Source organism: Psychrobacter cibarius (assembly GCA_030686115.1).
Lineage (GTDB): Bacteria > Pseudomonadota > Gammaproteobacteria > Pseudomonadales > Moraxellaceae > Psychrobacter > Psychrobacter cibarius_C.
In genome coordinates this window covers 1,927,525-1,949,424 of sequence record CP131612.1, presented here as the reverse complement: position 1 = coordinate 1,949,424, position 21,900 = coordinate 1,927,525, and the positions used below count along the sequence as shown (strand labels likewise).

Sequence of the window (21,900 nt, the reverse complement as noted above, 5' to 3'; positions counted from 1 at the left end):
CAGTGAATTTAACAATGTTTCTGCCAATCCTTTTAATAAGACGTCAACTCCTATGTCCAGTCAATCTCACGAAGTTCTGCGTTTAGAGGCACTAAAAAATTCTTATAATATCGGTCAACCTAATGAGATTGAGGTGCTGCACGGTATTGACTTAACCATCAGCAATAACGACTTTGCTGCCCTGATTGGTCCTTCTGGTTCAGGTAAAAGCACTTTGCTAAATGTACTAGGGTTACTAGATCAGCCAACCAGCGGTGAGCTATATCTATTGGGTCAAGCAACCAGCGCTATGAATGATGCTGGTCGCACCGCTTTGCGTGGCAGTAGTATTGGCTTTGTCTTTCAATTTCATCATCTGATTCAAGCGTTTAGTGCATTAGACAATATCTTAATGCCGCTAACATTGACAAGGGGTCGTCCAAATAAGCTTGCTATCCAAAAAGCGCGCGAGCTACTGGCAGCGGTTGGGTTAGAGCGCTTTGCTGACAGTAAACCTAACGAGCTATCAGGTGGTCAGCAACAGCGTGTTGCCATTGCACGCGCCTTGATAACCGAACCGGCATTGCTATTGGCTGATGAACCTACAGGTAATCTGGATACCGTGACGGCTAGAGAAGTGTTTGAGTTGTTCCGCAAAGTCAATCAGGAACGTGATTGCGCGGTATTGCTGGTCACCCATGATCCACGCTTGTCAGCATCTTGTGATCGAACGATTAATTTGGTTGATGGTCGTATTGATAGTGATAGTTTAAATAATTGAAAAATATCGTAGTGATAATAAAAGTCATATTGGCGGATTACTTATCTGCTTAACAAAGATTTCTATAAATACCGCCGTCAATACTGACATCAATAAAGGTAGCGGCTTCGATTGTATGAAATCTCATAGAAAACACCCAATAATCAAAAACCCTTTTTTATAAAAACTTAAGGTAAAAGCTAAATATATCTATATTTCTAGGTCAATGTATTCGTGCCATCACCTTTAGAGTCATGTTCATTCAAAATGATTTTGTTATCTATTGTTAAATACCAGTAGATGCTATGTATAATGCAGCACTAGCATAGCTTTCACTCAGTATGGCTTTCACTCATATGCCTTTAATAAGAAGATTACATTATGTCAAACAAGCGTCCTTTATATATTCCCGTTGCAGGGCCCGCTCTTTTAGAGACTCCTTTACTAAATAAAGGCAGTGCTTTTTCATCAGAAGAGCGCGATAGCTTTAATTTAACTGGGCTATTACCTCATAACATTGAGACAATTGAAGAGCAATCACTACGCGCTTATCATCAACTGCGCTCATTCACTAATGATATGGATAAGCATATTTACTTGCGTAACATACAAGATACCAATGAAACCTTATTTCACCATCTAATTGAGCAGCATATTGAAGAGGTTATGCCGCTCATTTATACCCCGACGGTTGGTCAAGCATGTGAAAAATTCTCGCAAATTTATCGCCGTAAACGTGGTTTATTTATCTCATATCCTGAGCGCCATAAAATCGATGACATGCTGCAAAATGCTACCAAACAAAATGTGAAGGTAATCGTTGTCACTGACGGCGAACGTATATTAGGTCTAGGGGATCAAGGTATTGGTGGTATGGGTATTCCCATTGGTAAATTGGCTTTGTACACCGCTTGTGGTGGTATTAGCCCAGCTTATTGCCTACCAATTTTGTTGGATGTTGGTACCAATAATCAACAGCTACTTGACGATCCTATGTACATGGGCTGGAGAAACCCACGCATTTCTGGTGATGAATATAATGAGTTTGTCGACTTATTTATTCAAGCCGTTAAACGTCGTTGGCCTGAGGCATTATTACAATTTGAAGATTTTGCCCAAGAGAACGCGACACCATTATTGAATAAATATCGTGACCAATTATGCTGCTTTAATGATGACATTCAGGGCACTGCTGCGGTTTCAGTCGGTACTTTAATCGCTGCGTGCTTAAATAAAGGCCAAAAGCTTAGCCAACAAAAAATCGCATTTTTAGGGGCAGGGTCTGCTGGTTGCGGTATTGCTGAGCATATCATTCGCCAAATGCAGCGTGAAGGGTTGACGGAGGCGCAGGCTCGCAGCCAAGTATTTATGGTTGACCGCTATGGCCTGCTTACTGATAACATGACGGAGCTACAAAAGTTCCAAGAACCGTTAGTACAAAAAGAATCCGCTATTGAAAGCTGGGATAAAAGTAAGAAACTCGGTTTAGCGCAAGTGGTTAAACAAGCAAAAATAACCGTATTATTCGGCGTCAGTGGACAAAAAGGTCTGTTCACCCAAGAGGTGATTGAATCTTTGTGTGTTAATACTGAACATCCTATTGTATTACCACTTTCAAACCCCACGTCTCGTGTGGAAGCGACCCCGCAAGAAGTGACTAATTGGAGCAAGGGTCAGGCAATTGTTGCAACAGGTAGCCCTTTCCCTCATACCACTTTTGAAGGTCAGTCTTTCGAGGTTTCTCAGTGTAATAACAGCTATATTTTCCCCGGTATTGGTCTGGGTGTTTTAGCAGCACGGGCAACGGGTATCAGCGATAATATGCTCATGGCGGCAAGCCAAGCCCTTGCAGATATATCAATGGAATACGAAAAAGCACCTGGTGCCATCCTACCGCCGATTAAAGTTATCAGAGAGATCAGTGAAAAAATAGCGTATGCGGTGGCATTGCAAGCGGCTCAAGATAAGCTAGCACTACCTATCACAGCGGAGAATTTACAACGTCGATTAAAAGCGAATTTTTGGTTGCCTGAATATCGTAATTATCGCCGTACTTCTTTCTAATGTTAGAAATTAGATATAACAAATTCTAATATTAGGCACATTATCTAAGTAAAACACTAAATGAAAAAAGGTTGCTAACGCTATATTACATATAGTGTTGGCAACCTTTTTTACTGCTATCCAATCTATTAGTTTAGCAAGTTTACTTTTACCGGTTTTTCAGCATAGTTCAATGATTGTTTTCTATTAAATTCTAGACAATAAAAAACCCTTACAAGCCAATGGCTGTAAGGGTTTGAATTTGGTGGGCCCAGTAGGACTTGAACCTACGACCAAAGGATTATGAGTCCTCTGCTCTAACCAACTGAGCTATGGGCCCTAACGCTAGACGGACAATGATACCTGAATTTTTTAATTTTTCAAGTAAAAGATAGGTAGTAATCAAGATATTTTTTATGATGCTCTACTTTTCTATCAAATATGACTATCAGCCAATGTCAGGCTGCGACCACCATCAACAGTAATAATCTCAGCAGTAACATAATTTGCCTGTACTAGGTACAACACATGATGGGCAATCTCGTCAGGTCGACCTATACGCTGCATAGGAATTGAGTCAATGATATCGCGCTGCTGCATCTTTTTAAATTTTCTTAACATTGGTTTCGTACTTGCAAGTGCTCAATTCTGGCTTGTCGTAATGCCGTACCAATCGCAGGGCCTGTTAGTGCTGAGTCAATATCCTGCATACTAATGGCATGAAAGCTATTCAGTGCTAGCATCATCTGACGGTGCTGTGTTGCCAATTGCAACACGTGGCTGGTCACTAATAGCTGCGATAACTTATCAGGCTCTTTATGAGCGCCGCAAGTTTGTATGAGATCAATTTTTTCAGCCGCGCTTAAATGGTGTATTGTGCTTAGCTTTGCGACTTGCTGAGCGAAGAGAGTCGAAAATTGAGTGTGTGCCTTTGGTACCTTAGCGGCGTTGCCTATACCATTGATACCTTTTATATTGGCTGCTTTATTTACGTTTTCATTTGTATGTTCTGAGGTAAATAAAAATGAATTAAGGCTACTCATTAATAGCGCCCAACGTTGTGACAAGTTCAATTTCATTTGCCCTGCGAAATATAGCGCAGTCTGTACCGTTTCACGTATCTGAGTATTAGTCCAAGCTTCATGTAGTGGGGCAAAATATTCTGTGAGCGCACCAATCTCAAACAGTTGTTGCCAGTATACGTGCGGCGATAGCTGCATGGTTGCACGGCTAGATTCTTGCCAAATGCGCTCTGCACTTAAATGCGCAAGCTCTCCAGAGTCAACCAATTGGCGCATCAACGTCAAAGTTTCATCAGCAATGACAAAACCTAGGTCATAATAACGGCTATAGAAGCGAGCGGTTCGAAGCACTCGTAGAGGATCTTCGCTAAATGCACCTGATACATGACGCAAGGTTTTGCTTTCTATATCAGCCATGCCACCATAATAGTCAATGACGTCACCGTTGATAGGCGTATCATCAGTTAAGCTGGTGACTTCTATCGCCATGGCATTAATCGTCAAGTCTCGACGTTGTAGATCCTCTTTTAAGCTGACGTCAGGACTGGCATGTACGCTAAAGCCTTTATACCCCAAGCCTTCTTTGCGTTCAGTGCGTGCCAGTGCGTATTCTTCATGGCTACTAGGGTGCAAAAATACAGGGAAATCTGCACCCACTTGCTGGAACCCTGCATCAAGCATTTCTGCTACAGTTGCACCAACGACGACAAAATCTTTATCTTTAATAGGACGTGCTAACAGTTGATCGCGTACCGCACCGCCGACAAGGTAAATTTGCATGAATGCCTCTATCTTTTATTTTTATTGAGCAAGTGATGACTGATATTGAATAAGGCTACGTTGCGTCTTAGCCAATGTATAACAAGCAAAAAAAACCAGCCAACGCTGTTTAATAGCATTGACTGGTTTTAGTATAGCAGACGGTCTCTATAAATGAATAATAGAGACCATCTCGATAACACATACTACCTAGGTAGCGCAGGATGAATTACTGATTTTCGCTCGCTAAATCTTGAGCTTCAGTAACGGAAAGAGCAGTCATATTGACGATACCACGTGCAGTTGCTGATGGTGTGAGAATATGTACCGGTTTGCTAGTACCTAATAAAATAGGACCAATAGAGGCACTACCAGTTGCTGTCTTGAGTAAGTTGAAGGCAATATTTGAGGCGTCAAGTGTTGGTAAGATGAGCAGATTTGCAGCACCTTTTAATGGACTTGATGGCATGTTGTTTAAACGAATATGTTCATTCAACGCGGCGTCACCTTGCATCTCGCCGTCGAATTCAAAGTCTACATTCATGTCTGTTAGCAGTTCATAGACCTTGCGCATTTTTACAGCACTGGTGCGATTTGAAGCGCCAAAGTTAGAATGAGAAACGAGCGCGACACGTGGTGTAATGCCAAAGCGACGTAATTGATCAACCGCCAAGACAGTCATTTCAGCCAATTGTTCAGCCGTTGGATCTTCGTGGATATAAGTATCGGCGATGAAAATATTACGATCTTGCATGAGTACCGCATTCATAGCATAGAAGTCGTTCACACCTTCTTTTTTGCCAATAACGCTTTGTACATATTTTAAGTGCAACTGATAATGGCTAAACGTACCACATACCATGCCATCTGCAGCGCCATTTTCGACCAATAGTGAGCCGATCAATGTGGTCTTACGACGAACATCACGACGAGCAAGTTCAATACTCACACCAAGACGTTTGTTCTTCTCGTAGTAACCCTGCCAGTAGTCTTTATAACGAGGATCGTCATCGATATTGACGATAGAGATGTTCACACCATCTTTTAGACGTAACCCTAATTTTTCGATATTGGCTTCGATGACTGAAGGACGACCAATTAAAATAGGTTGGGCTAGCTTTTCATCAACGACCACTTGCACAGCAAGTAAGATATTATTGTCTTCACCTTCACAGTAAACGATACGTTTCGGATCGGCTTTAGCGCGAGCAAAGATTGGTTTCATCACGAATGCAGAGTTATAGACAAACTCAGACAGACGCTGACGATAAGCTTGCATATCAGCGATAGGTAAGGTTGCAACGCCTGAGTCCATCGCAGCTTGAGCGACCGCAGACGCGATCTCGATGATTAGGTTTGGCTCTAAAGGTCCTGGAATTAGGTAATCACGACCGAAACTTTGCATTTTTTCAATGTTTCTAGCGCTGGTGGTCGGCGTTGCTTCAACGTGTGCCATCGCAGCAATAGCTCTTACACAAGCAACTTTCATCTCTTCGTTAACAGTCGTGGCACCAACATCTAATGCGCCGCGGAAGATATAAGGGAAGCATAAAGCGTTGTTTACTTGGTTTGGATAGTCTGAGCGACCCGTTGCCATGATGACATCTGGACGTACGGCGTGCGCCAATTCTGGCATGATCTCAGGCGTTGGGTTAGCAAGTGCAAAGACGATAGGGTCTTTTGCCATACGGCGAACCATATCTTCAGATAACGTACCAGGCATCGATAGACCAAGGAACATATCGACATCATCCATCACTTCGTCGATAGTGGTCGCAGTCGTCTCACGCGCATAGCGCTGTTTGGTTTCGTCAAGATTTTCACGGATAGTCGTAATGATACCGCGTGAATCTGAAACAAAGATATTATTTTTGTTTACACCAAGTGCGCAAATAATATCTAAACAAGAAATGGCAGCAGCACCAGCACCTGAACAGACGATTTTAATCTCTTCGATTTTTTTGCCAGTAATCAATAGCGCGTTGAGCATCGCTGCTGCAACAATGATTGACGTACCATGTTGGTCATCATGAAATACTGGAATGTTCATGCGCTTACGTAATTCACGCTCAATTTTGAAACATTCTGGTGCTTTGATGTCTTCTAGATTGATGCCACCGAAAGTAGGCTCAAGAGAGGCAACAGCTTCGATGAATTTGTCTGGATCATTTTGTGCAATTTCAATATCAAAAACATCGATACCTGCGAATTTTTTGAATAGAACCCCTTTACCTTCCATTACAGGCTTCGATGCCAATGGCCCGATATTACCTAGACCCAGTACCGCTGTACCGTTGGTGATAACACCAACCAAGTTGCTACGGGCGGTATATTTAGCCGCTAACGTCGGATCTCTTTGAATCTCAAGACAAGGAACTGCCACACCTGGTGAATAGGCAAGTGCTAAGTCACGTTGGTTTGCCAACTGCTTAATAGGGGTGACAGAGATTTTGCCTGGACGTGGGAACTCATGATAATGTAAGGCAGCTTGTTCAAACTGCTCTTTTTCTGTACTAAGGTTATCCGTATTCAAAGTGGTATCGTCATTCATAATAATTGCCATGGTTAGAATAAATTGGAATAAAGTAAATGGAGATAAAAATAACGTTTTACCCTCAAAAAATCATGGAATAATAATCCTCTAAGGGCAACGTGACGCTAAACAGTTAATAATTTAAAGTGTCAGGAGTAGCGATTAAGCATTGAGCCAAAAAAGTAATCTAGTGGAATAGTTATTCTAGCACTATTGCCAATTCACTGCCTAGTCAGCTGCCGTGAACGGCGAGAATAATATAGTAAAATGATATTCATTATTTAGCCAATTAATAATGCCAAAAAATAGGGTTAAATATCAACCTTAATCTCATAATGTTTCAAAATATTACAGAATAGCAGTTTAATAACATATCATTAAGACGAGCAACTAATCGGCATTTGCGGCGCATGTGGGGTAGGCGGCATTGTGTCGAGAAGGGTAGCGATGGCTTGTACCTGATAAGGGTTAGCCAGTAAATCGAATACTCGACTCACTTCTTCGAACTGTCCTTGTTCTGCTGCCGTAATGGCACGCTGCGCCATACTATTACGCAGTACATAAACAGGATTGTTGGCTGTCATATCATCGATAACTTGCTCAAGTGGCAGCTGTTGTATTTGAGCCACATAACGAGTCGACCAATCTTGCCAGACTTGCTGGGCATCATCGCTAAGCTCATTCGTCATGATTGACAATAGGTGCTCTTCATAATGGTGCTCATTCGGCGCGACCAAACCGAGTAGCGCACGGAAGCTATTGGTATAGTCCAGCAAGTTGTCTTCTAACAAGGTTAGCCATTCGAAAGCCAAGGTTAGACTCTCTTTTGCATGCGGCAGCCCAAGTCTACGGCACAATCCTTGCTGATAATGCTGCATAAAGGTAGCCTCATAAGGCGCTAGACAGTCCGCTAACGCCTCACGCGTTACGCCCTCTAAGCGCATAAAATGTGGCAGCCAAGCATTGAGATTCCAGTGACCAATAGCAGGTTGATTCTGATAAGCGTAGCGACCAGTATGATCAGAGTGGTTGTTGATCCAAGCAGGGTTGAAGCGCTCCATAAAACCAAATGGACCAAAGTCTAAGGTGCTACCAGTGATAGAGAGGTTGTCAGTATTCATCACGCCATGCGCAAAGCCAATCAGTTGCCAGTCAGCGATCATTCGTGCGGTTCGCTCAACCACCGTGGTTAAAAATGTCAGTATGGGAGCGTCACTATCACGGCACTCTGGATAATAAGTGTCGATCATATAATCAGTGAACTCAGCGAGCAAATCAGGAGCAAAGCTGGCAATCCACTCGATATGACCCAAACGAATGTGACTATCAGCCACGCGCATCAATGCCGCACCTGCTTCCATGCGCTCACGGCGCACCCTCGTGTCGGAGACAACAAATCCCAAAGCATTAGAGGAGGGAATACCCAATTGTGTAAGGGCATGACCACATAAATACTCGCGAATAGTGCTGCGCAAGACAGCACGCCCATCACCCATCCGCGAGTAAGGCGTCAGACCAATGCCCTTAAGGTGCAAGTCTTGCAATTGATTATTGTTATCGAGCACTTGTGCCATCAGCAAGCCGCGCCCATCACCCAATTGACCTGCCCATTGCCCAAATTGGTGACCCGCATAAACCATGGACAATGGCTTAAAATCCGCTGGCACGTATTGGCCACCAAGTATCTCTACCCAATGTGTCATTAAATCTTCATCATCTGTCCAGCCTAACTGCTGCGCAACTTGCATGTTGAAGTGTCCAGCACGTGGATTGTCCAGCGGCGTCGGCGGTTGCTCATGATAAAGGCGAGTGTCTAGATTGACATAGATATTTTGATAGCGCATACAAGCCGTTCCTGCTTTTGAAGTATAAGTAAAGTGTAGCGGAGATAAAAGCACTATAGCATAGCCTTGATATTACATCGTTTCACTCTGTCCATCTCTTGTAATAGCGCACCCAAAAACCATGAGTAATATTGAATGCATTTAGCCTATCAAACAAAGATATTGCTTCCACTTGTCCTTTTTATTTTTATAAATCAATGTTCGACACGATCTATAAAGGATGAGCAAAAAAATCCCTCTATCTGCTACAGATAGAGGGAAGGAGAAGCTTTACAATTATCGTTCATCACAAAGGTAATAAAATACAGTTTAATAATCAGCGATTATGCCGCTTTTTTACTGATACCAATCGAGCGAAACGCGGTTTTTAAATTGCTATTATGCTCAAGAATTTTTTGTTCAATCTTAGCATAGTCGTGCTTTAGCTCATCTTCCACTTCATGCAAGCGATCGGCATATTCTGTCTTTTTCAGCTCAATCGTTTTGGCTTTGAGTGCCTGCCATTCTTCAACAGTCTGCATAAAGGCATCATATTCAAACTTAATACGATCTTGGAAGCTTTTCATGGCATGAGGAAGATCAAGACCGCCCACTGCTGCCGTATCAATCTGCTGCTGAGCCGCTTTAAATTGCATTTGTACTTCTGCATGCTTGATAGTGGTGTCATCAACGGTACGTAGCTCACTGGTTAAGCCCAGCTTCGATAGGCCAGAAATCAACCATTTAGTAGGATCATACTGCCACCATTTTACCCCGTTACGATAGTCGTATTGGAAGAAGTGATGGTAGTTATGGTAACCCTCACCCCACGTAAAGATAGCTAAGAAGAAGTTATCACGGGCAGTATTGGTATCCGTATAAGGACGCGTGCCAAACATATGACATAGCGAATTAATAAAGAAGGTAAAGTGATGCGTCAGTACCAGACGTAGTAAGCCTACGATGACCAAAGTACCCCAAACATCACCCAATAACCAACCGATCGCAGCGACCACACCGATGTTCAATGCCGCAACCCATAAACCGTAATATTTATGCTGAATTTGCAGCGTTCTATCTTTGGTTAGGTCAGGGATATTTTTATAGTCAAATTTACCGCTAGGATAATTGCGTAGCATCCAGCCCATATGACTAAAGAAAAAGCCACGCTTTGCTGAGTACGGGTCTTCTAAGCGGTCATCGACATGACGATGATGCGTACGGTGACCAGAAACCCAATCAAACGCTGAACCTTGTACGGCAAAGGTAGAACCTAGCAATAAAAAGTTTTTGACGATTGGATGCGCTTTATAAGCACGATGCGATAGCAGGCGATGATAACCCGCGGTAATACTAATGCCTGTCCATACCATAAAGGCACCAAATACGCCCCAAACTGGCGCGCTAACATCATGAGTAAACAAATACCATGGTGTAATGATCGCAGCAGCAATAGGTGTGGCTACCAAGATAGTCGCTGGAATCCAGTTGATCGGCGCTTTTGTAAACTCAAACTCGCGCATATCAATGCTGTCTTCTTTAGTAGAGACATCTTGCTCTCCCGCAACATGAGCGTAGTTGCGTTTGGCAACAGGCTGCTCATTAAGCGAGCTTGCAGTTTTACTCTCGTCAAAACGTGTCTTAAAACGTGTGGCTTGAGTGCTGGCGGCTTTGATAAGCGTATCACCAGATTTGATAGCGAAACGTAAGCCTTTAAGCGGTAAGCCAAGTGCTTTTTTTGCAATCATATAATATCCCTAGCGGTATTAATTTAAGCCTATATGATACCTTAAAAAATCAATAAAGTGAACAGTTATACACTGTAAAAATATTGCTAAATAACAATAACTTGTATCGATTATGGAATGTATTGACGAAAATAATGGATGACTTATCAGGCATTGAGGAGAAGTGTAAGTAACACCGTAGATATGTAGATGATTTTAAATAAATCAAATAAAGGCGATGCTTATTAACCCAGCAGTAAATGACTTGGATAATCAGTGATGATGACGTCAGCTTGCCATGCGATCAGCTGTTTAATCGTGTCAATATCATTGACCGTCCACGCACTCACTGGCAAGCCATAACGGTGGCTATGTTCAATGACTGCTCGACTAATCAGCGGATAGTGGATACCTAATTGAATACAGCCAAGTTGCAAGGCGGTATTCGGTGCAGTCATTAAGACTTCAGGTGTGCGAATGAGCAAGCCGCGAGAGATAGGCTTTAGTAATGGATGACGTTGCAAGCGAACATGTAGCTCTACATCAAAGCTGGTCAGCACAATGGGTAGTTTGGCAAGTGGGCTATCGATAAGGTTGCGTGTCAATGCTTTTACCAATTTAGCATAATCAGTACGGTCATGCGTTTTAATCTCCAGTTCAATATTAGTAAAGCCCTTTAGCAACGGTGCTACCTGCCCTAATGTCATAATCTGATGACCAAACTGCGAATGGCGTTGAATCTCAGTAAGATTCAACTGATCAACACGTGCTTGCTGACCACACATGCGTTGCAGCGTGTCATCATGAAACACGATTAAATGACCATCCGCGCTCAGTTGTACATCAAACTCAACTCCTGCTAGACCCTGAGTGTTGAGACGTTGAGCGTACTCAAAGCCTGAAAAGGTATTTTCTAATGCTTCGCCACGCGCACCGCGATGACCCAATAAAAGCGTGTTTTCGAAATTTATCATAATTTATATGGTTGGTTAGTGATACGCGCAATCATATAGTGCTAAAACAACAGCGTCTAATAAAATTTGCTTAGTAGAGCAATATTACTATGTGGTTCTTTTTATCCAAAAACTTTATAGATATGAGCTGAGCGAAATCTTAGAATATGTTTAATGTCTATCAAGCATTCAACAGACCTTAGTTGATCGCGGTAGTCTAAAAGCGTATTTATAGCGAATTCATAAGTATGTATTTGTTATGTTTTTGCAACTAAGTACAGGTTTTACCTATAATGAGGGGCGTTATTTGTATATCCATGGGCTACACTAATGAACATTTTATTTAAACACCGTATAATAATCTGGTTTTCAAACCTAGGGCAGCTAGGGTTGCGGTTTGAACATCAAACACTGTCCATCAGTGGCGGTACGTATTAGTAAATTGGGAGCAAAAGAAATATGAGCGTAGCAAATAAAAACGTGAGCAAGTGGTATAAAGTGGCTGGTATTGGCATGGTATGTGGTTTAGCGCTTGCTGGCTGTGATCGCTCAGAGAAGGAAGATACCACCGAGACGGCAGAGCTCACAGAGCAAGAGTCTGCGTCTACTGAAAACACCGCAGCTACTGCGGTGAGCTGTGATGACCCAATGGTACAAGATCGTCTCAAAACGGCTCTGAAAAACACGCTTAATCAACAAGCACAAACGCTGGCTGTCAACTACGCAAATGATGCAGAGATCAGTCTCGCTAGCGGCGCTATCACTAATAAAACCAACGGCATTGTGATTGATGTACAAAATGCAGCAGTATTACAAGCAGCCAATGACAATGGTATGACGACTTGTCAGGCAAGCGTGAGCATGACGTTACCAAGCGAAGATTTGTATCAAGCCAGTCAAGTACAAGCAGCCAACAATCTACCGAGCCTACAATCACGCTTAGCGCAAAATAACATCCGTATCAATAACAACATGTTGGTTGATGATGCCTTTACCTATGTCGTTGGTACTCAAGGCGGTCAAGTACGCACACGTATTGCTGGGCAGCCAGCATTGATTACTGTGGTCGCCGATGTGATGGCAGGTTCTGTATTTAAATCAGCGATGGATGAGCAGCGCGCCCAACTTAGCGCAGAGCGCCGTGCAGCACAAAACGATGACAGTCAGTCAGCACCCGTTCGTCAGCCTCAAGTAGTCAAGCCAGTTGAGCCGATTCGTCCTACTCAGCCTGCCACGCCGCCGACTATTAATAATCCAAGCAGTAGTAATACGGATAGCAGCGCGTCAGCCACTCCTGAGGTCAAAACTCCAGCCACACCAGCTGTACCGAAATCAGTACCTAAAGATGAAAGTATCGATATGGTCATTATTGAAGATGACAGCGCTACTTACTAATTAGTAAGATTTAAGCTGTTTTCGAACCATATTGTCGTTACTGAATAGTATCGATTAGTCAATAAAAAGCCCGCAGTGTTAAGGTTGCGGGCTTTTTTATATTTTATTCTAGGGTTTGCTTTTAGCGTTTTAGTCCACTAAAGTAGTCCTGCGTAATTATTTTTTATCAGCGAATTTTTGTAATACCTGACTGTCCCATAAGACTTCAGAGACTTTGTTGGGATCTGTACAAAAGCGAGCAGCGACAAACAACCAATCCGATAAGCGATTGATAAAGCTCACGGCCGTACTGCGAATCGCTTGTGGACGCTCTTGCTGTAATAGCACTGCTTGGCGCTCAGCACGGCGACAGACTGTACGCGCAACGTGCAGTTGGCTGACCAATACCGAACCTGTGGGCAAGATAAAATCTTTTAGCGGCGGCAAGGTCGTATTCATCGAATCAATTTGCTGTTCTAACCATGTAATGTGAGTGGCATTGACGCCTTCATATTCTGGCATAGCCAGCTCACCACCGATATTAAACAATAAATGCTGAATGATGACTAACGCTTGAGAAAACTCTTTCTCTATAGATTGCCCTTTATTATGCTGTAACTGAGCACGTACCAGACCAATGTGTGAGTTAAGCTCGTCGATATCACCCATTACGCTAAATAGATTGTCTGCTTTGCTGACGCGGCTGCCGTCTGCCATGCCAGTGCTACCGTCATCTCCAGTACGCGTATATATTTTGCTTAAACGATTGCCCATATCTAAATCCTTAACAGTTTTTATGATTGAATGATGTTAGTTGCGGGCTCATTGTAGTATTTTATGGCTGTTTTCGCTAAGATAATGGGTTAGGTTTTATGTTGCCGTTGTTTTTACAGTTATAACGACCATAGTCAGTGCTGTTTAATATCCAAACATTGATTATATTTTTGTTTTTATTTTATCTATTTTATTTATATTAAAAGGCTTTTTAACCATGACCACACCACTTGCCGATGCGATGTCTCAGCTTGCTATTCATGACTCACTGACTGGCGGAAAACGTCAGTTTGTACCACTCAAATCAGGGCAAGTAGGCATGTATGTGTGCGGTATGACCGTTTATGATTATTGTCATATTGGGCATGCGCGGGTGATGGTTGGTTTTGACATGGTAGTGCGCTGGTTGGCTCAGTTAGGCTATGACGTTAATTATGTGCGCAATATCACCGATATTGATGACAAGATCATCGCTCGTGCCACCGAAAACGGCGAAGAGATTGGTACGTTAACGCAGCGTTTTATTGAAGCCATGCACGAGGATGCAACCGCTCTTGGCTGCGAGATGCCAGACGCTGAGCCGCGCGCGACGGATCATATCGATGATATGCAGCAAATGATTGAGACCTTGGTCACAGGTAATTATGCGTACGCAGGCGACAATGGTGATGTCTACTATGCCGTCGATAATTTTGCAGATTATGGTAAATTGTCTAAGCGTAATCTCGATGAGATGCAAGCAGGTTCACGTGTCGATGTCGAAAATGATAAGCGCAATCCGTTTGATTTTGTCTTATGGAAGGCGGCAAAACCTAATGAGCCACAATGGGCGTCACCATGGGGTCAAGGGCGTCCAGGTTGGCATATCGAATGCTCAGCGATGTCGACTAAGTGCTTAGGTAGCACCTTTGATATTCATGGCGGTGGTCATGACTTGCAATTTCCGCATCACGAAAACGAGATAGCGCAGTCTGAAGCAGCGACTGGCTGTGAATACGCGCGTAACTGGATGCATGTCGGTTTCATTAATGTCGATGGCGAAAAAATGTCCAAGTCGTTGGGTAACTTTTTTACCATTCGTGACGTGATGGCAAAATATTTACCTGAAACGGTGCGCTTTTTCTTATTATCAAGCCATTATCGCAGCCAAGTCAATTTTTCTGATAACGCATTGGATGAAGCACATAATAGCCTAAGCAGATTATATAATGCGTTAAAATTGGCCGAACAACAAAAAGGGCGGGCGCTCGTCGTCAATGATACGCTGATAAATGATGCTTATAGCAGCAGTGCTGGACAAGATTTCATCAAAGCCATGAACGATGACTTTAATAGTTCAACGGCGATTAGTGTATTGTTTGGGCTGGCGCGTGATATTAATAAAGCTATTAAAGCCGAAGACGTAGACACCGCATGGCAATTAGCAGAGCAGCTCAAAACGTTGGCACAGGTACTCAATATTTTACAGCAGCCAGTTCAACAGTTTTTGCAAGCAGTGATTGGTGACAAGGCGGATGATGGTTTAACCGATGACACTATCGATGGTTTAATTATTGAGCGTGCGGACGCCAAAACCAACAAAAACTTTGCGCGTGCTGATGAGATACGTGAGCAACTAAAAGATGCTGGTATTGAGCTTGAAGACAGCCGTGCTGGCACAACATGGCGCCGCGCTTAAGGCAATCATGTTACAGAACACTCATATAGATAGTCATAAACTAAGTCAGCTTTGAGCTGGCTTTTTTTATAGGCTAAACTAGGGTATATCATCATTCTAAAAATGGTGCTAAAAACAAGATAAATTGCAGTCAAACAAGAAAGATGAAGCTAAATTGGCTATGTAATATATGTAAGAACAAGCTTTGTAGGCAAACTTCAAGAGATGCAAACATCAAGTGAATTAATGGCTTTTAAAATATGAATATTCTCAAAAAAAGCATTGTTGGCGGTCATTGTATAGCAATTGATACCGACAGTGACCACTATGCTAACCCCCAGCGTTGGAATGTGCGCGCCAGTACCTTGTCATTACTATTGGTTTTTTTTATAGTCAGCATGAGTGCTGTGTTTGCACCCGCTAATGCCGCAAGCACTAGTGATAGGCAAAGCGATAGCGAACAAGCTGCGGATGAGCAGTCTAGCTCGTCATCGAATTCAGTCAGCAAGCCCGATAATCTGGCTGAATATGCCACTCAAAAAATCAATACAATTAAAGACGAAAGCCTCAGCATCTCTGGCGTTGCAGAAGAAATATTTGATCCTACCGAGCGCAATGCAGTAGAGCAAGCGGGTAATTTGCAGGGCGATTCTGGACTGACGGGTGAATACAATGAAAGTTATTATTTGCTAGACAAGCTCAATGTAGGCTTACCGCCGTTGTCTGAGCTGCCAAATTTGACCACGCCACTGGCGACTTTAGAGTTTTTTCAGTCAGCGGTCATGAAGCAACAATACGACTTGGCTGCTTATGCACTTAACATGAATTTAATCGATCAGAAAATTCAGCGTAACCACGCGCTCGAGTTATCAAAACGGTTGGATTTTTTGTTAACGGAAAAAGAGCTTTACGTTTTTGATGATCTGCCAGATCGCCCAGATGGTTTAATCGAGCCGCCGCTTGGCAATACCAGTAGTATTATGGGCATTCCTAGACGTTCGATTCAGCTAGGCTATATTGACTATCGTGAGCGCCGTGTCCCCATTTATTTGCAACGAGTACGGGTTGGTGAGGCTGCGCCTATTTGGGTATTTTCTGCACAGACAGTTGATAATATCGACAATCTCTATGAGCAATATCATCCAGCGGAATTTGAGCGTTATTTACCTGGATGGTTAAAACTTAAGATTTTTAGTATTGCACTATGGGAGTTTTTGGCATTAGCATTGTTTTTCTTAGTGACCATGGGAGTAGGGTGGTTACTCAGTAAAGGCACGGAAAAAATAATCAGCCGTTATATCGATGATGAGAAATATAGTAATTATGTTGTTAGTACTAATGGCGTGGCAGATTTGGTTAATAAGCTGACCGTGCCGTTGACTTTTACCATCAGTTTTTTGCTCGTCTTTACTTTGGTGTCAGGCGGTTTTCCTTATTTGGATGCAGTAGCTTCATCGACTCGTCCGCTTATCTGGATTGGGCTAGTATTTAGCACCTTATGGCTTGGCATTCGTGTTATTAACTTTTTTGCTAATCGCTATCAAAGCCTACAAATTGAAAATCTGGCTGAAGAGCACTTTGATAAAGAGCGCCGTCGCCGTACTTATGTATCGATATTTCGCCGCGTCTTTATTTTTGTCATGATTTTGGGCAGTATTTGGATTGGTCTCAGTGAATTTGCCAACATGGAAGGCCTTGGCAAAACGCTATTGACCTCGGCTGGTATCGCAGGCGTGGTCATCGGAATTGCCGCGCAGCCGATACTGGGTAACATCATTGCTGGGGTACAGGTGGCAGTGACCCAGCCGGTACGGATTGGCGACAGTGTGATAATGGATGGCAATTTTAGTACCGTTGAAGACCTGCGTTATACGTATGCGGTACTCAAAACATGGGATGAACGTCGATTGATCGTGCCGATGCGCGAACTGATCACCGAAATGGTAGAAAACTGGTCACATACCGAGGTACATCAGACCTGTCCTGTGTTTTTATATGTAGATTATGGTGCAGATATTGATGCCATTCGCCAGCAATTTATATCGGCGGTTAAAGACAATAAGCTTTGGGACAACAAAACTGAGCCTGAAATGTTTGTCGTTGAGGTGACTGCCAACATTATTCACCTGCGCGGCGCTGTTTCAGCGGTAGGTCCCATAGAAGCATGGACACTGGCCTGTGAGATACGTGAGCAGATGCTGAATTATCTATATAGCAAACAAAAAGCTTATCTGCCTGCTGAACGTTTGATATTGAAAGGTCAAGACCAGTAACCGACGATTGAGTATATTTTCTATGCTTTTAAATAGCAGAGCTTTACAGACGTCGATATTGATAGATAAGCGCTAGCAAAATAAGCTGACAAATATAGCATGCGATTTGTCTGATTATTTGTTATAATATGGCGTTATTTTTAAGGGATAAATGAGCGATTAAGAGTAGGGGCGCGCTATATTTGTGCAAACTTATTAGCATCAATCAATTGCAATTTTCGAGTGTCTCTGTTTGTTTAATCACAAACATCGGCTGGCTCATTGCTGATTATCTAAAACTTTGTGATACGAGGTCTTTAATTTTGAGACTTTAGCTTCATAAAGTCATATCGGTGATTTTGGTTGATTGTCTTAATGCCAAAAATATCCCACCCATCAAAATAACCACCACTAGGGGTCTGTATGTTGCGAATTGTCGATGAAGCCTTAACCTTTGATGACGTTTTATTGTTGCCAGCTTATTCTGAAGTCTTGCCAAAAACTGCCGATCTGACGACCCGTTTGACCAAAAATATCACGCTGAATCTACCGCTGATTTCTGCCGCGATGGATACCGTGACCGAATCTGAAATGGCCATTACCATGGCACAGCTAGGTGGTATGGGTATCTTGCACAAGAGCATGGATATCGCCAAGCAAGCCACACAAGTACGCCGCGTCAAAAAATTTGAAGCAGGTACGGTCGTAGATCCGATCACTGTGCATCCAGAGATGACGATTGGTGATCTGCTACAGCTGACGCAAGACAATAATATCTCAGGCGTACCTGTGGTAGAAAGAGGCACTGATAATGTCGTGGGTATTGTGACTCACAGAGATTGGCGCTTTGAAACCAATCTGTCTTTGCCAGTTAGTAAAATCATGACGCCAAAAGATCAGTTGGTGACAGTACATGAAGGTGAAAGCAACGAAAACATCAAGCGTCTGCTACATGAGCACCGCATTGAAAAAGTCATTGTTATCGATGATTATTTCCGCTTACGTGGTTTGATTACGGTTAATGACTTTGCAAAAGCTGAAAACAATCCAAATGCTTGTAAGGATGAGCAAGGTCGTCTGCGTGTTGGTGCTGCCGTAGGTACGGGTGCAGATACTCAAGCGCGTGTTGAAGCGTTAATCGCTGCTGACGTCGATATCATCGTGGTTGATACCGCACATGGTCATTCAAAAGGCGTGATTGATAAGGTGTCTTGGATTAAAAAGCACTATCCACACGTACAAGTCATCGGTGGCAATATCGCAACAGGGGATGCTGCACTTGCACTACGTGATGCAGGCGCTGATGCGGTAAAAGTCGGTATTGGCCCTGGTTCTATATGTACTACGCGTATCATCGCTGGTATCGGTGTGCCGCAAATCTCAGCTATCGATAACGTCGCTAGCGCATTAAAAGACAGTATTCCACTGATTGCTGATGGCGGTATTCGCTATTCAGGTGATATGGCAAAAGCCATCGCCGCTGGTGCTTCGTGCATCATGGTAGGCTCATTGATGGCTGGTACTGAAGAAGCGCCGGGTGAAGTTGAGCTGTTCCAAGGTCGTTACTACAAAGCTTATCGCGGTATGGGTAGCCTTGGTGCGATGTCAGGCTCAAATGGCTCATCAGATCGTTACTTCCAAGATGCTAAAGATGGCGTAGAAAAATTAGTGCCAGAAGGTATCGAAGGCCGAGTTCCTTATAAAGGTCCAGTTGCTGGTATTGTTAATCAGTTGGTTGGCGGTTTGCGCTCATCAATGGGTTATACTGGCTCTGCGACCATCGAAGATATGCGTACCAATCCGCAATTCATTAAGGTGACATCGGCGGGTATGAAAGAGTCGCATGTCCATGATGTACAAATCACCAAAGAAGCACCGAACTATCGTGTGAACTAAAAGGTGTTTTATAGTCCTGCATTATCTCAATGATAGCTATTTTGCAGGGCTGCAGTGACCTTAAGATACAAACAGCCAACAATGCCTTGTTATTGTTGGCTGTTTTTTTTGTAAAATACACAAGCGGATTATAATAATAACTACTTAGACTGTTTATACGTTATTGTTTGCGTATTCGTCTGGTTTTCACTCTTAGATTTGGGAGCATACATAATGAGCTACTTTGGCACCGATGGTATTCGCGGAAAATTCGGTGAGTCGCCGATCACACCAGACTTTATTTTAAAATTGGGCTATGTGACGGGACGTGTGCTGATAGAGAATAATGACAATCCTGCGCGCAAGCCAAGCGTGGTCATCGGTAAGGATACGCGGCTGTCAGGTTATGTGATTGAAGGCGCATTGCAAGCGGGGTTTAATGCCGCTGGTGTCGATGTGCATATGCTTGGACCATTACCCACACCAGCGATTGCGCATTTGACTCGTAGTTTTAATGCAGATGCTGGGGTAGTTATTTCAGCGTCGCACAATCCTTACTATGATAACGGTATCAAGCTGTTTTCAGGTGATGGCAAAAAGCTGACTGATGAGATGCAAAACTCTATTAATGACAAGCTAAAAGCGATTATGAGTGCCTCTGAGGCGGACAATAACGTGATCATGCCTATTCTTGATCCTGCACAATTGGGGAAAAATAATCGAATCAATGATGCCAAAGGTCGCTATATCGAATTCTGTAAAGGCAGTTTTCCCTATCAGTACGACTTGAGTCATCTGACTGTCGTCGTAGATTGTGCTAATGGTGCAGGCTATAGCGTGGCACCAAGAGTCATGCGTGAGTTGGGTGCCAATGTGATTGCTATTAACAATACGCCTGATGGCATCAATATCAATGCCGACTGCGGCTCTACCCATCCTGAAGGCTTACAGAAAGCAGTGATTGAGTACGAGGCAGATGTTGGTATCGCACTAGACGGTGATGGTGATCGTATTGTGATGGTTGATGAGGCTGGTAATCTGGTTGACGGCGATGGCATTTTATACGTACTTGCTACCCAAGGTCAGACTAAGGCGAAAGGTGTGGTTGGTACGCTGATGAGTAACATGGGCTTAGAGCTGGCACTCAAAGCAGCAGATATTAAATTTACGCGTGCGAAAGTAGGCGATCGTTATGTGATGCATGAGCTTGAAGCGAATGGCTGGATACTGGGTGGCGAACCATCGGGTCATATTCTATGTTTGGATAAGAGTCGTACGGGCGATGCCATTATCGCCGGCTTGCAAGTGCTTGCGGTGATGGAAGCACGTGGTAAAGCGCTCAGTGATTTGACCGAAGGCTTTGAAAAATTGCCACAGAAACTGGTCAATGTACGCTTAAGTAAAATGCAAGATCCGTTTGAACATGAAGAGCTGGTTGCTGCTTTTGCAAAAGCACAGGCTACTTTAGAGGGTCGTGGTCGTCTGCTCATTCGACAGTCAGGTACAGAGCCTATGATACGTGTGATGGTTGAGTCGGATGATGAAATAGAATGTGATGTATTGGCAAATGATTTGGCTGACCATATCAAAGCAATATTGGGTTAAAGTCATAATATAGTTATATTAAAATAAGGAATATTTTATGAGCATGGATTTTACCGATCAGCGTTTGTCATACGAAAAAGGTGAGCTTGATCAACAGTCCGTCCCAGACTCTCCATTTGAGCTACTAAAAGAATGGATGAATGAGGCAATAGCACAAAAGGTGCAAGAGCCTTATGCGATGAGCTTGGCGACGTGCGGTGCTGATAATAAACCTAGCGTGCGCATCGTACTTATGCGTGAGATTACTGAAAATGGTGTGGTGTTTTATACCAACTATGAAAGCGCTAAAGGTCAAGATATTGCCGAAAACCCGAATGTCGAAGCGCTATTCTTTTGGCACGAGCTGGAGCGTCAAGTACGTATTAGTGGCAGCATTGCTAAAATCGATGCTAATAAGTCAGCTGCTTACTTTCAAAAGCGTCCTCACGACAGTCGAGTGGGTGCGTGGGTCAGTCAACCTCAAAGTGGCGAAGTTGCTGATCGTGAGGTGATGCAATCCAAGTTTGATGAGCTACAAAACCAGTATCCAGAAAGTAGCCAAGTGCCAACACCAGAGTTTTGGGGTGGTTATGAGATTAGCATTCATGAGATTGAGTTTTGGCAAGGTCGTGCCAATCGTATGCATGACCGTATTGTCTATACTAAAGACAATGGTGAAAGCTGGACTACCAAGCGCCTTTTGCCGTAACCTAAGCGCGCTATTCATATTTTCATAGAAGTAAAAAAAGCCAATCTAGGCGTCATAGTGATTATGACATCTGGAC

Annotated in this window: 15 protein-coding genes and 1 tRNA gene; 8 read left to right on the top strand and 8 right to left on the bottom strand. The window is 43.2% G+C overall.

Annotated features, from left to right (window positions below; all coding sequences use genetic code 11):
- Window positions 1–52: 52 nt before the first annotated feature.
- Complete coding sequence (locus tag Q6344_08110) at window positions 53–760, top strand: ABC transporter ATP-binding protein (protein WLG15183.1); 708 nt, start codon at window positions 53–55, stop codon at window positions 758–760.
- 360 nt (window positions 761–1,120) lie between these two features.
- Complete coding sequence (locus Q6344_08105) at window positions 1,121–2,803, top strand: NAD-dependent malic enzyme (GenBank protein ID WLG12573.1); 1,683 nt, start codon at window positions 1,121–1,123, stop codon at window positions 2,801–2,803.
- Between the two features lie 242 nt (window positions 2,804–3,045).
- On the opposite strand, the gene Q6344_08100 is transcribed toward Q6344_08105, so the two are convergent.
- From Q6344_08100 to Q6344_08070, 7 genes are all read right to left on the bottom strand, one after another.
- Window positions 3,046–3,122, bottom strand: a tRNA-Ile gene (locus tag Q6344_08100).
- A gap of 95 nt (window positions 3,123–3,217) precedes the next feature.
- Complete coding sequence (locus Q6344_08095; GenBank protein WLG12572.1) at window positions 3,218–3,403, bottom strand: SDR family oxidoreductase; 186 nt, start codon at window positions 3,401–3,403, stop codon at window positions 3,218–3,220.
- The gene (locus Q6344_08090; protein ID WLG12571.1) at window positions 3,397–4,584 is read right to left on the bottom strand and encodes a tRNA nucleotidyltransferase; all 1,188 of its coding nucleotides are present in this window, start codon (window positions 4,582–4,584) and stop codon (window positions 3,397–3,399) included. The genes Q6344_08095 and Q6344_08090 overlap by 7 nt, the downstream gene beginning before the upstream one ends.
- Before the next feature lie 208 nt (window positions 4,585–4,792).
- The gene (locus Q6344_08085) at window positions 4,793–7,114 is read right to left on the bottom strand and encodes an NADP-dependent malic enzyme (GenBank protein WLG12570.1); all 2,322 of its coding nucleotides are present in this window, start codon (window positions 7,112–7,114) and stop codon (window positions 4,793–4,795) included.
- A 359-nt stretch (window positions 7,115–7,473) separates the two neighbouring features.
- Window positions 7,474–8,940, bottom strand: a complete 1,467-nt coding sequence (locus Q6344_08080; protein WLG15182.1) for a YdiU family protein — start codon at window positions 8,938–8,940, stop codon at window positions 7,474–7,476.
- Between the two features lie 323 nt (window positions 8,941–9,263).
- The gene (locus tag Q6344_08075) at window positions 9,264–10,442 is read right to left on the bottom strand and encodes a fatty acid desaturase (protein ID WLG15181.1); all 1,179 of its coding nucleotides are present in this window, start codon (window positions 10,440–10,442) and stop codon (window positions 9,264–9,266) included.
- A gap of 449 nt (window positions 10,443–10,891) precedes the next feature.
- Window positions 10,892–11,620, bottom strand: a complete 729-nt coding sequence (locus Q6344_08070) for a glycerophosphodiester phosphodiesterase (GenBank protein ID WLG12569.1) — start codon at window positions 11,618–11,620, stop codon at window positions 10,892–10,894.
- Window positions 11,621–12,058: 438 nt separating this feature from the next.
- Here Q6344_08070 and Q6344_08065 point away from each other — a divergent pair, with 438 nt between their 5' ends.
- Entirely contained in the window at window positions 12,059–12,994 is a 936-nt protein-coding gene (locus tag Q6344_08065; protein ID WLG12568.1) for a hypothetical protein, read from the top strand.
- 156 nt (window positions 12,995–13,150) lie between these two features.
- Here the strand turns inward: Q6344_08065 and Q6344_08060 are convergent, their stop codons facing one another.
- Window positions 13,151–13,747 (bottom strand): cob(I)yrinic acid a,c-diamide adenosyltransferase, encoded by a 597-nt coding sequence (locus Q6344_08060; protein ID WLG12567.1) that lies wholly within the window; start codon window positions 13,745–13,747, stop codon window positions 13,151–13,153.
- 217 nt (window positions 13,748–13,964) lie between these two features.
- Between Q6344_08060 and cysS the strand changes: the two genes are divergently transcribed.
- The 5 genes from cysS to pdxH all read left to right on the top strand — a co-directional run bounded on the left by cysS (window position 13,965) and on the right by pdxH (window position 21,824).
- Window positions 13,965–15,425 (top strand): cysteine--tRNA ligase, encoded by a 1,461-nt coding sequence (gene cysS / locus Q6344_08055; protein ID WLG12566.1) that lies wholly within the window; start codon window positions 13,965–13,967, stop codon window positions 15,423–15,425.
- 239 nt (window positions 15,426–15,664) lie between these two features.
- Complete coding sequence (locus Q6344_08050; protein ID WLG12565.1) at window positions 15,665–17,677, top strand: mechanosensitive ion channel family protein; 2,013 nt, start codon at window positions 15,665–15,667, stop codon at window positions 17,675–17,677.
- 402 nt (window positions 17,678–18,079) lie between these two features.
- Window positions 18,080–19,552, top strand: a complete 1,473-nt coding sequence (gene guaB, locus Q6344_08045) for an IMP dehydrogenase (protein ID WLG12564.1) — start codon at window positions 18,080–18,082, stop codon at window positions 19,550–19,552.
- A 213-nt stretch (window positions 19,553–19,765) separates the two neighbouring features.
- Complete coding sequence (gene glmM, locus Q6344_08040; protein ID WLG12563.1) at window positions 19,766–21,136, top strand: phosphoglucosamine mutase; 1,371 nt, start codon at window positions 19,766–19,768, stop codon at window positions 21,134–21,136.
- 43 nt (window positions 21,137–21,179) lie between these two features.
- A complete protein-coding gene (gene pdxH, locus Q6344_08035; GenBank protein ID WLG15180.1) occupies window positions 21,180–21,824 on the top strand; it encodes a pyridoxamine 5'-phosphate oxidase in 645 nt (214 codons plus the stop codon).
- Window positions 21,825–21,900 lie beyond the last annotated feature (76 nt).

Coding starts and splice junctions, on each gene's coding strand:
- guaB (WLG12564.1), top strand. CDS start 18,080: ATGTTGCGAATTGTCGATGAAGCCTTAACCTTTGATGACGTTTTATTG.
- Q6344_08085 (WLG12570.1), bottom strand. CDS start 7,114: ATGAATGACGATACCACTTTGAATACGGATAACCTTAGTACAGAAAAA.
- Q6344_08080 (WLG15182.1), bottom strand. CDS start 8,940: ATGCGCTATCAAAATATCTATGTCAATCTAGACACTCGCCTTTATCAT.
- Q6344_08050 (WLG12565.1), top strand. CDS start 15,665: ATGAATATTCTCAAAAAAAGCATTGTTGGCGGTCATTGTATAGCAATT.
- cysS (WLG12566.1), top strand. CDS start 13,965: ATGACCACACCACTTGCCGATGCGATGTCTCAGCTTGCTATTCATGAC.
- pdxH (WLG15180.1), top strand. CDS start 21,180: ATGGATTTTACCGATCAGCGTTTGTCATACGAAAAAGGTGAGCTTGAT.
- Q6344_08095 (WLG12572.1), bottom strand. CDS start 3,403: ATGTTAAGAAAATTTAAAAAGATGCAGCAGCGCGATATCATTGACTCA.
- Q6344_08090 (WLG12571.1), bottom strand. CDS start 4,584: ATGCAAATTTACCTTGTCGGCGGTGCGGTACGCGATCAACTGTTAGCA.
- Q6344_08110 (WLG15183.1), top strand. CDS start 53: ATGTCCAGTCAATCTCACGAAGTTCTGCGTTTAGAGGCACTAAAAAAT.
- Q6344_08065 (WLG12568.1), top strand. CDS start 12,059: ATGAGCGTAGCAAATAAAAACGTGAGCAAGTGGTATAAAGTGGCTGGT.
- glmM (WLG12563.1), top strand. CDS start 19,766: ATGAGCTACTTTGGCACCGATGGTATTCGCGGAAAATTCGGTGAGTCG.
- Q6344_08075 (WLG15181.1), bottom strand. CDS start 10,442: ATGCGCGAGTTTGAGTTTACAAAAGCGCCGATCAACTGGATTCCAGCG.
- Q6344_08060 (WLG12567.1), bottom strand. CDS start 13,747: ATGGGCAATCGTTTAAGCAAAATATATACGCGTACTGGAGATGACGGT.
- Q6344_08070 (WLG12569.1), bottom strand. CDS start 11,620: ATGATAAATTTCGAAAACACGCTTTTATTGGGTCATCGCGGTGCGCGT.
- Q6344_08105 (WLG12573.1), top strand. CDS start 1,121: ATGTCAAACAAGCGTCCTTTATATATTCCCGTTGCAGGGCCCGCTCTT.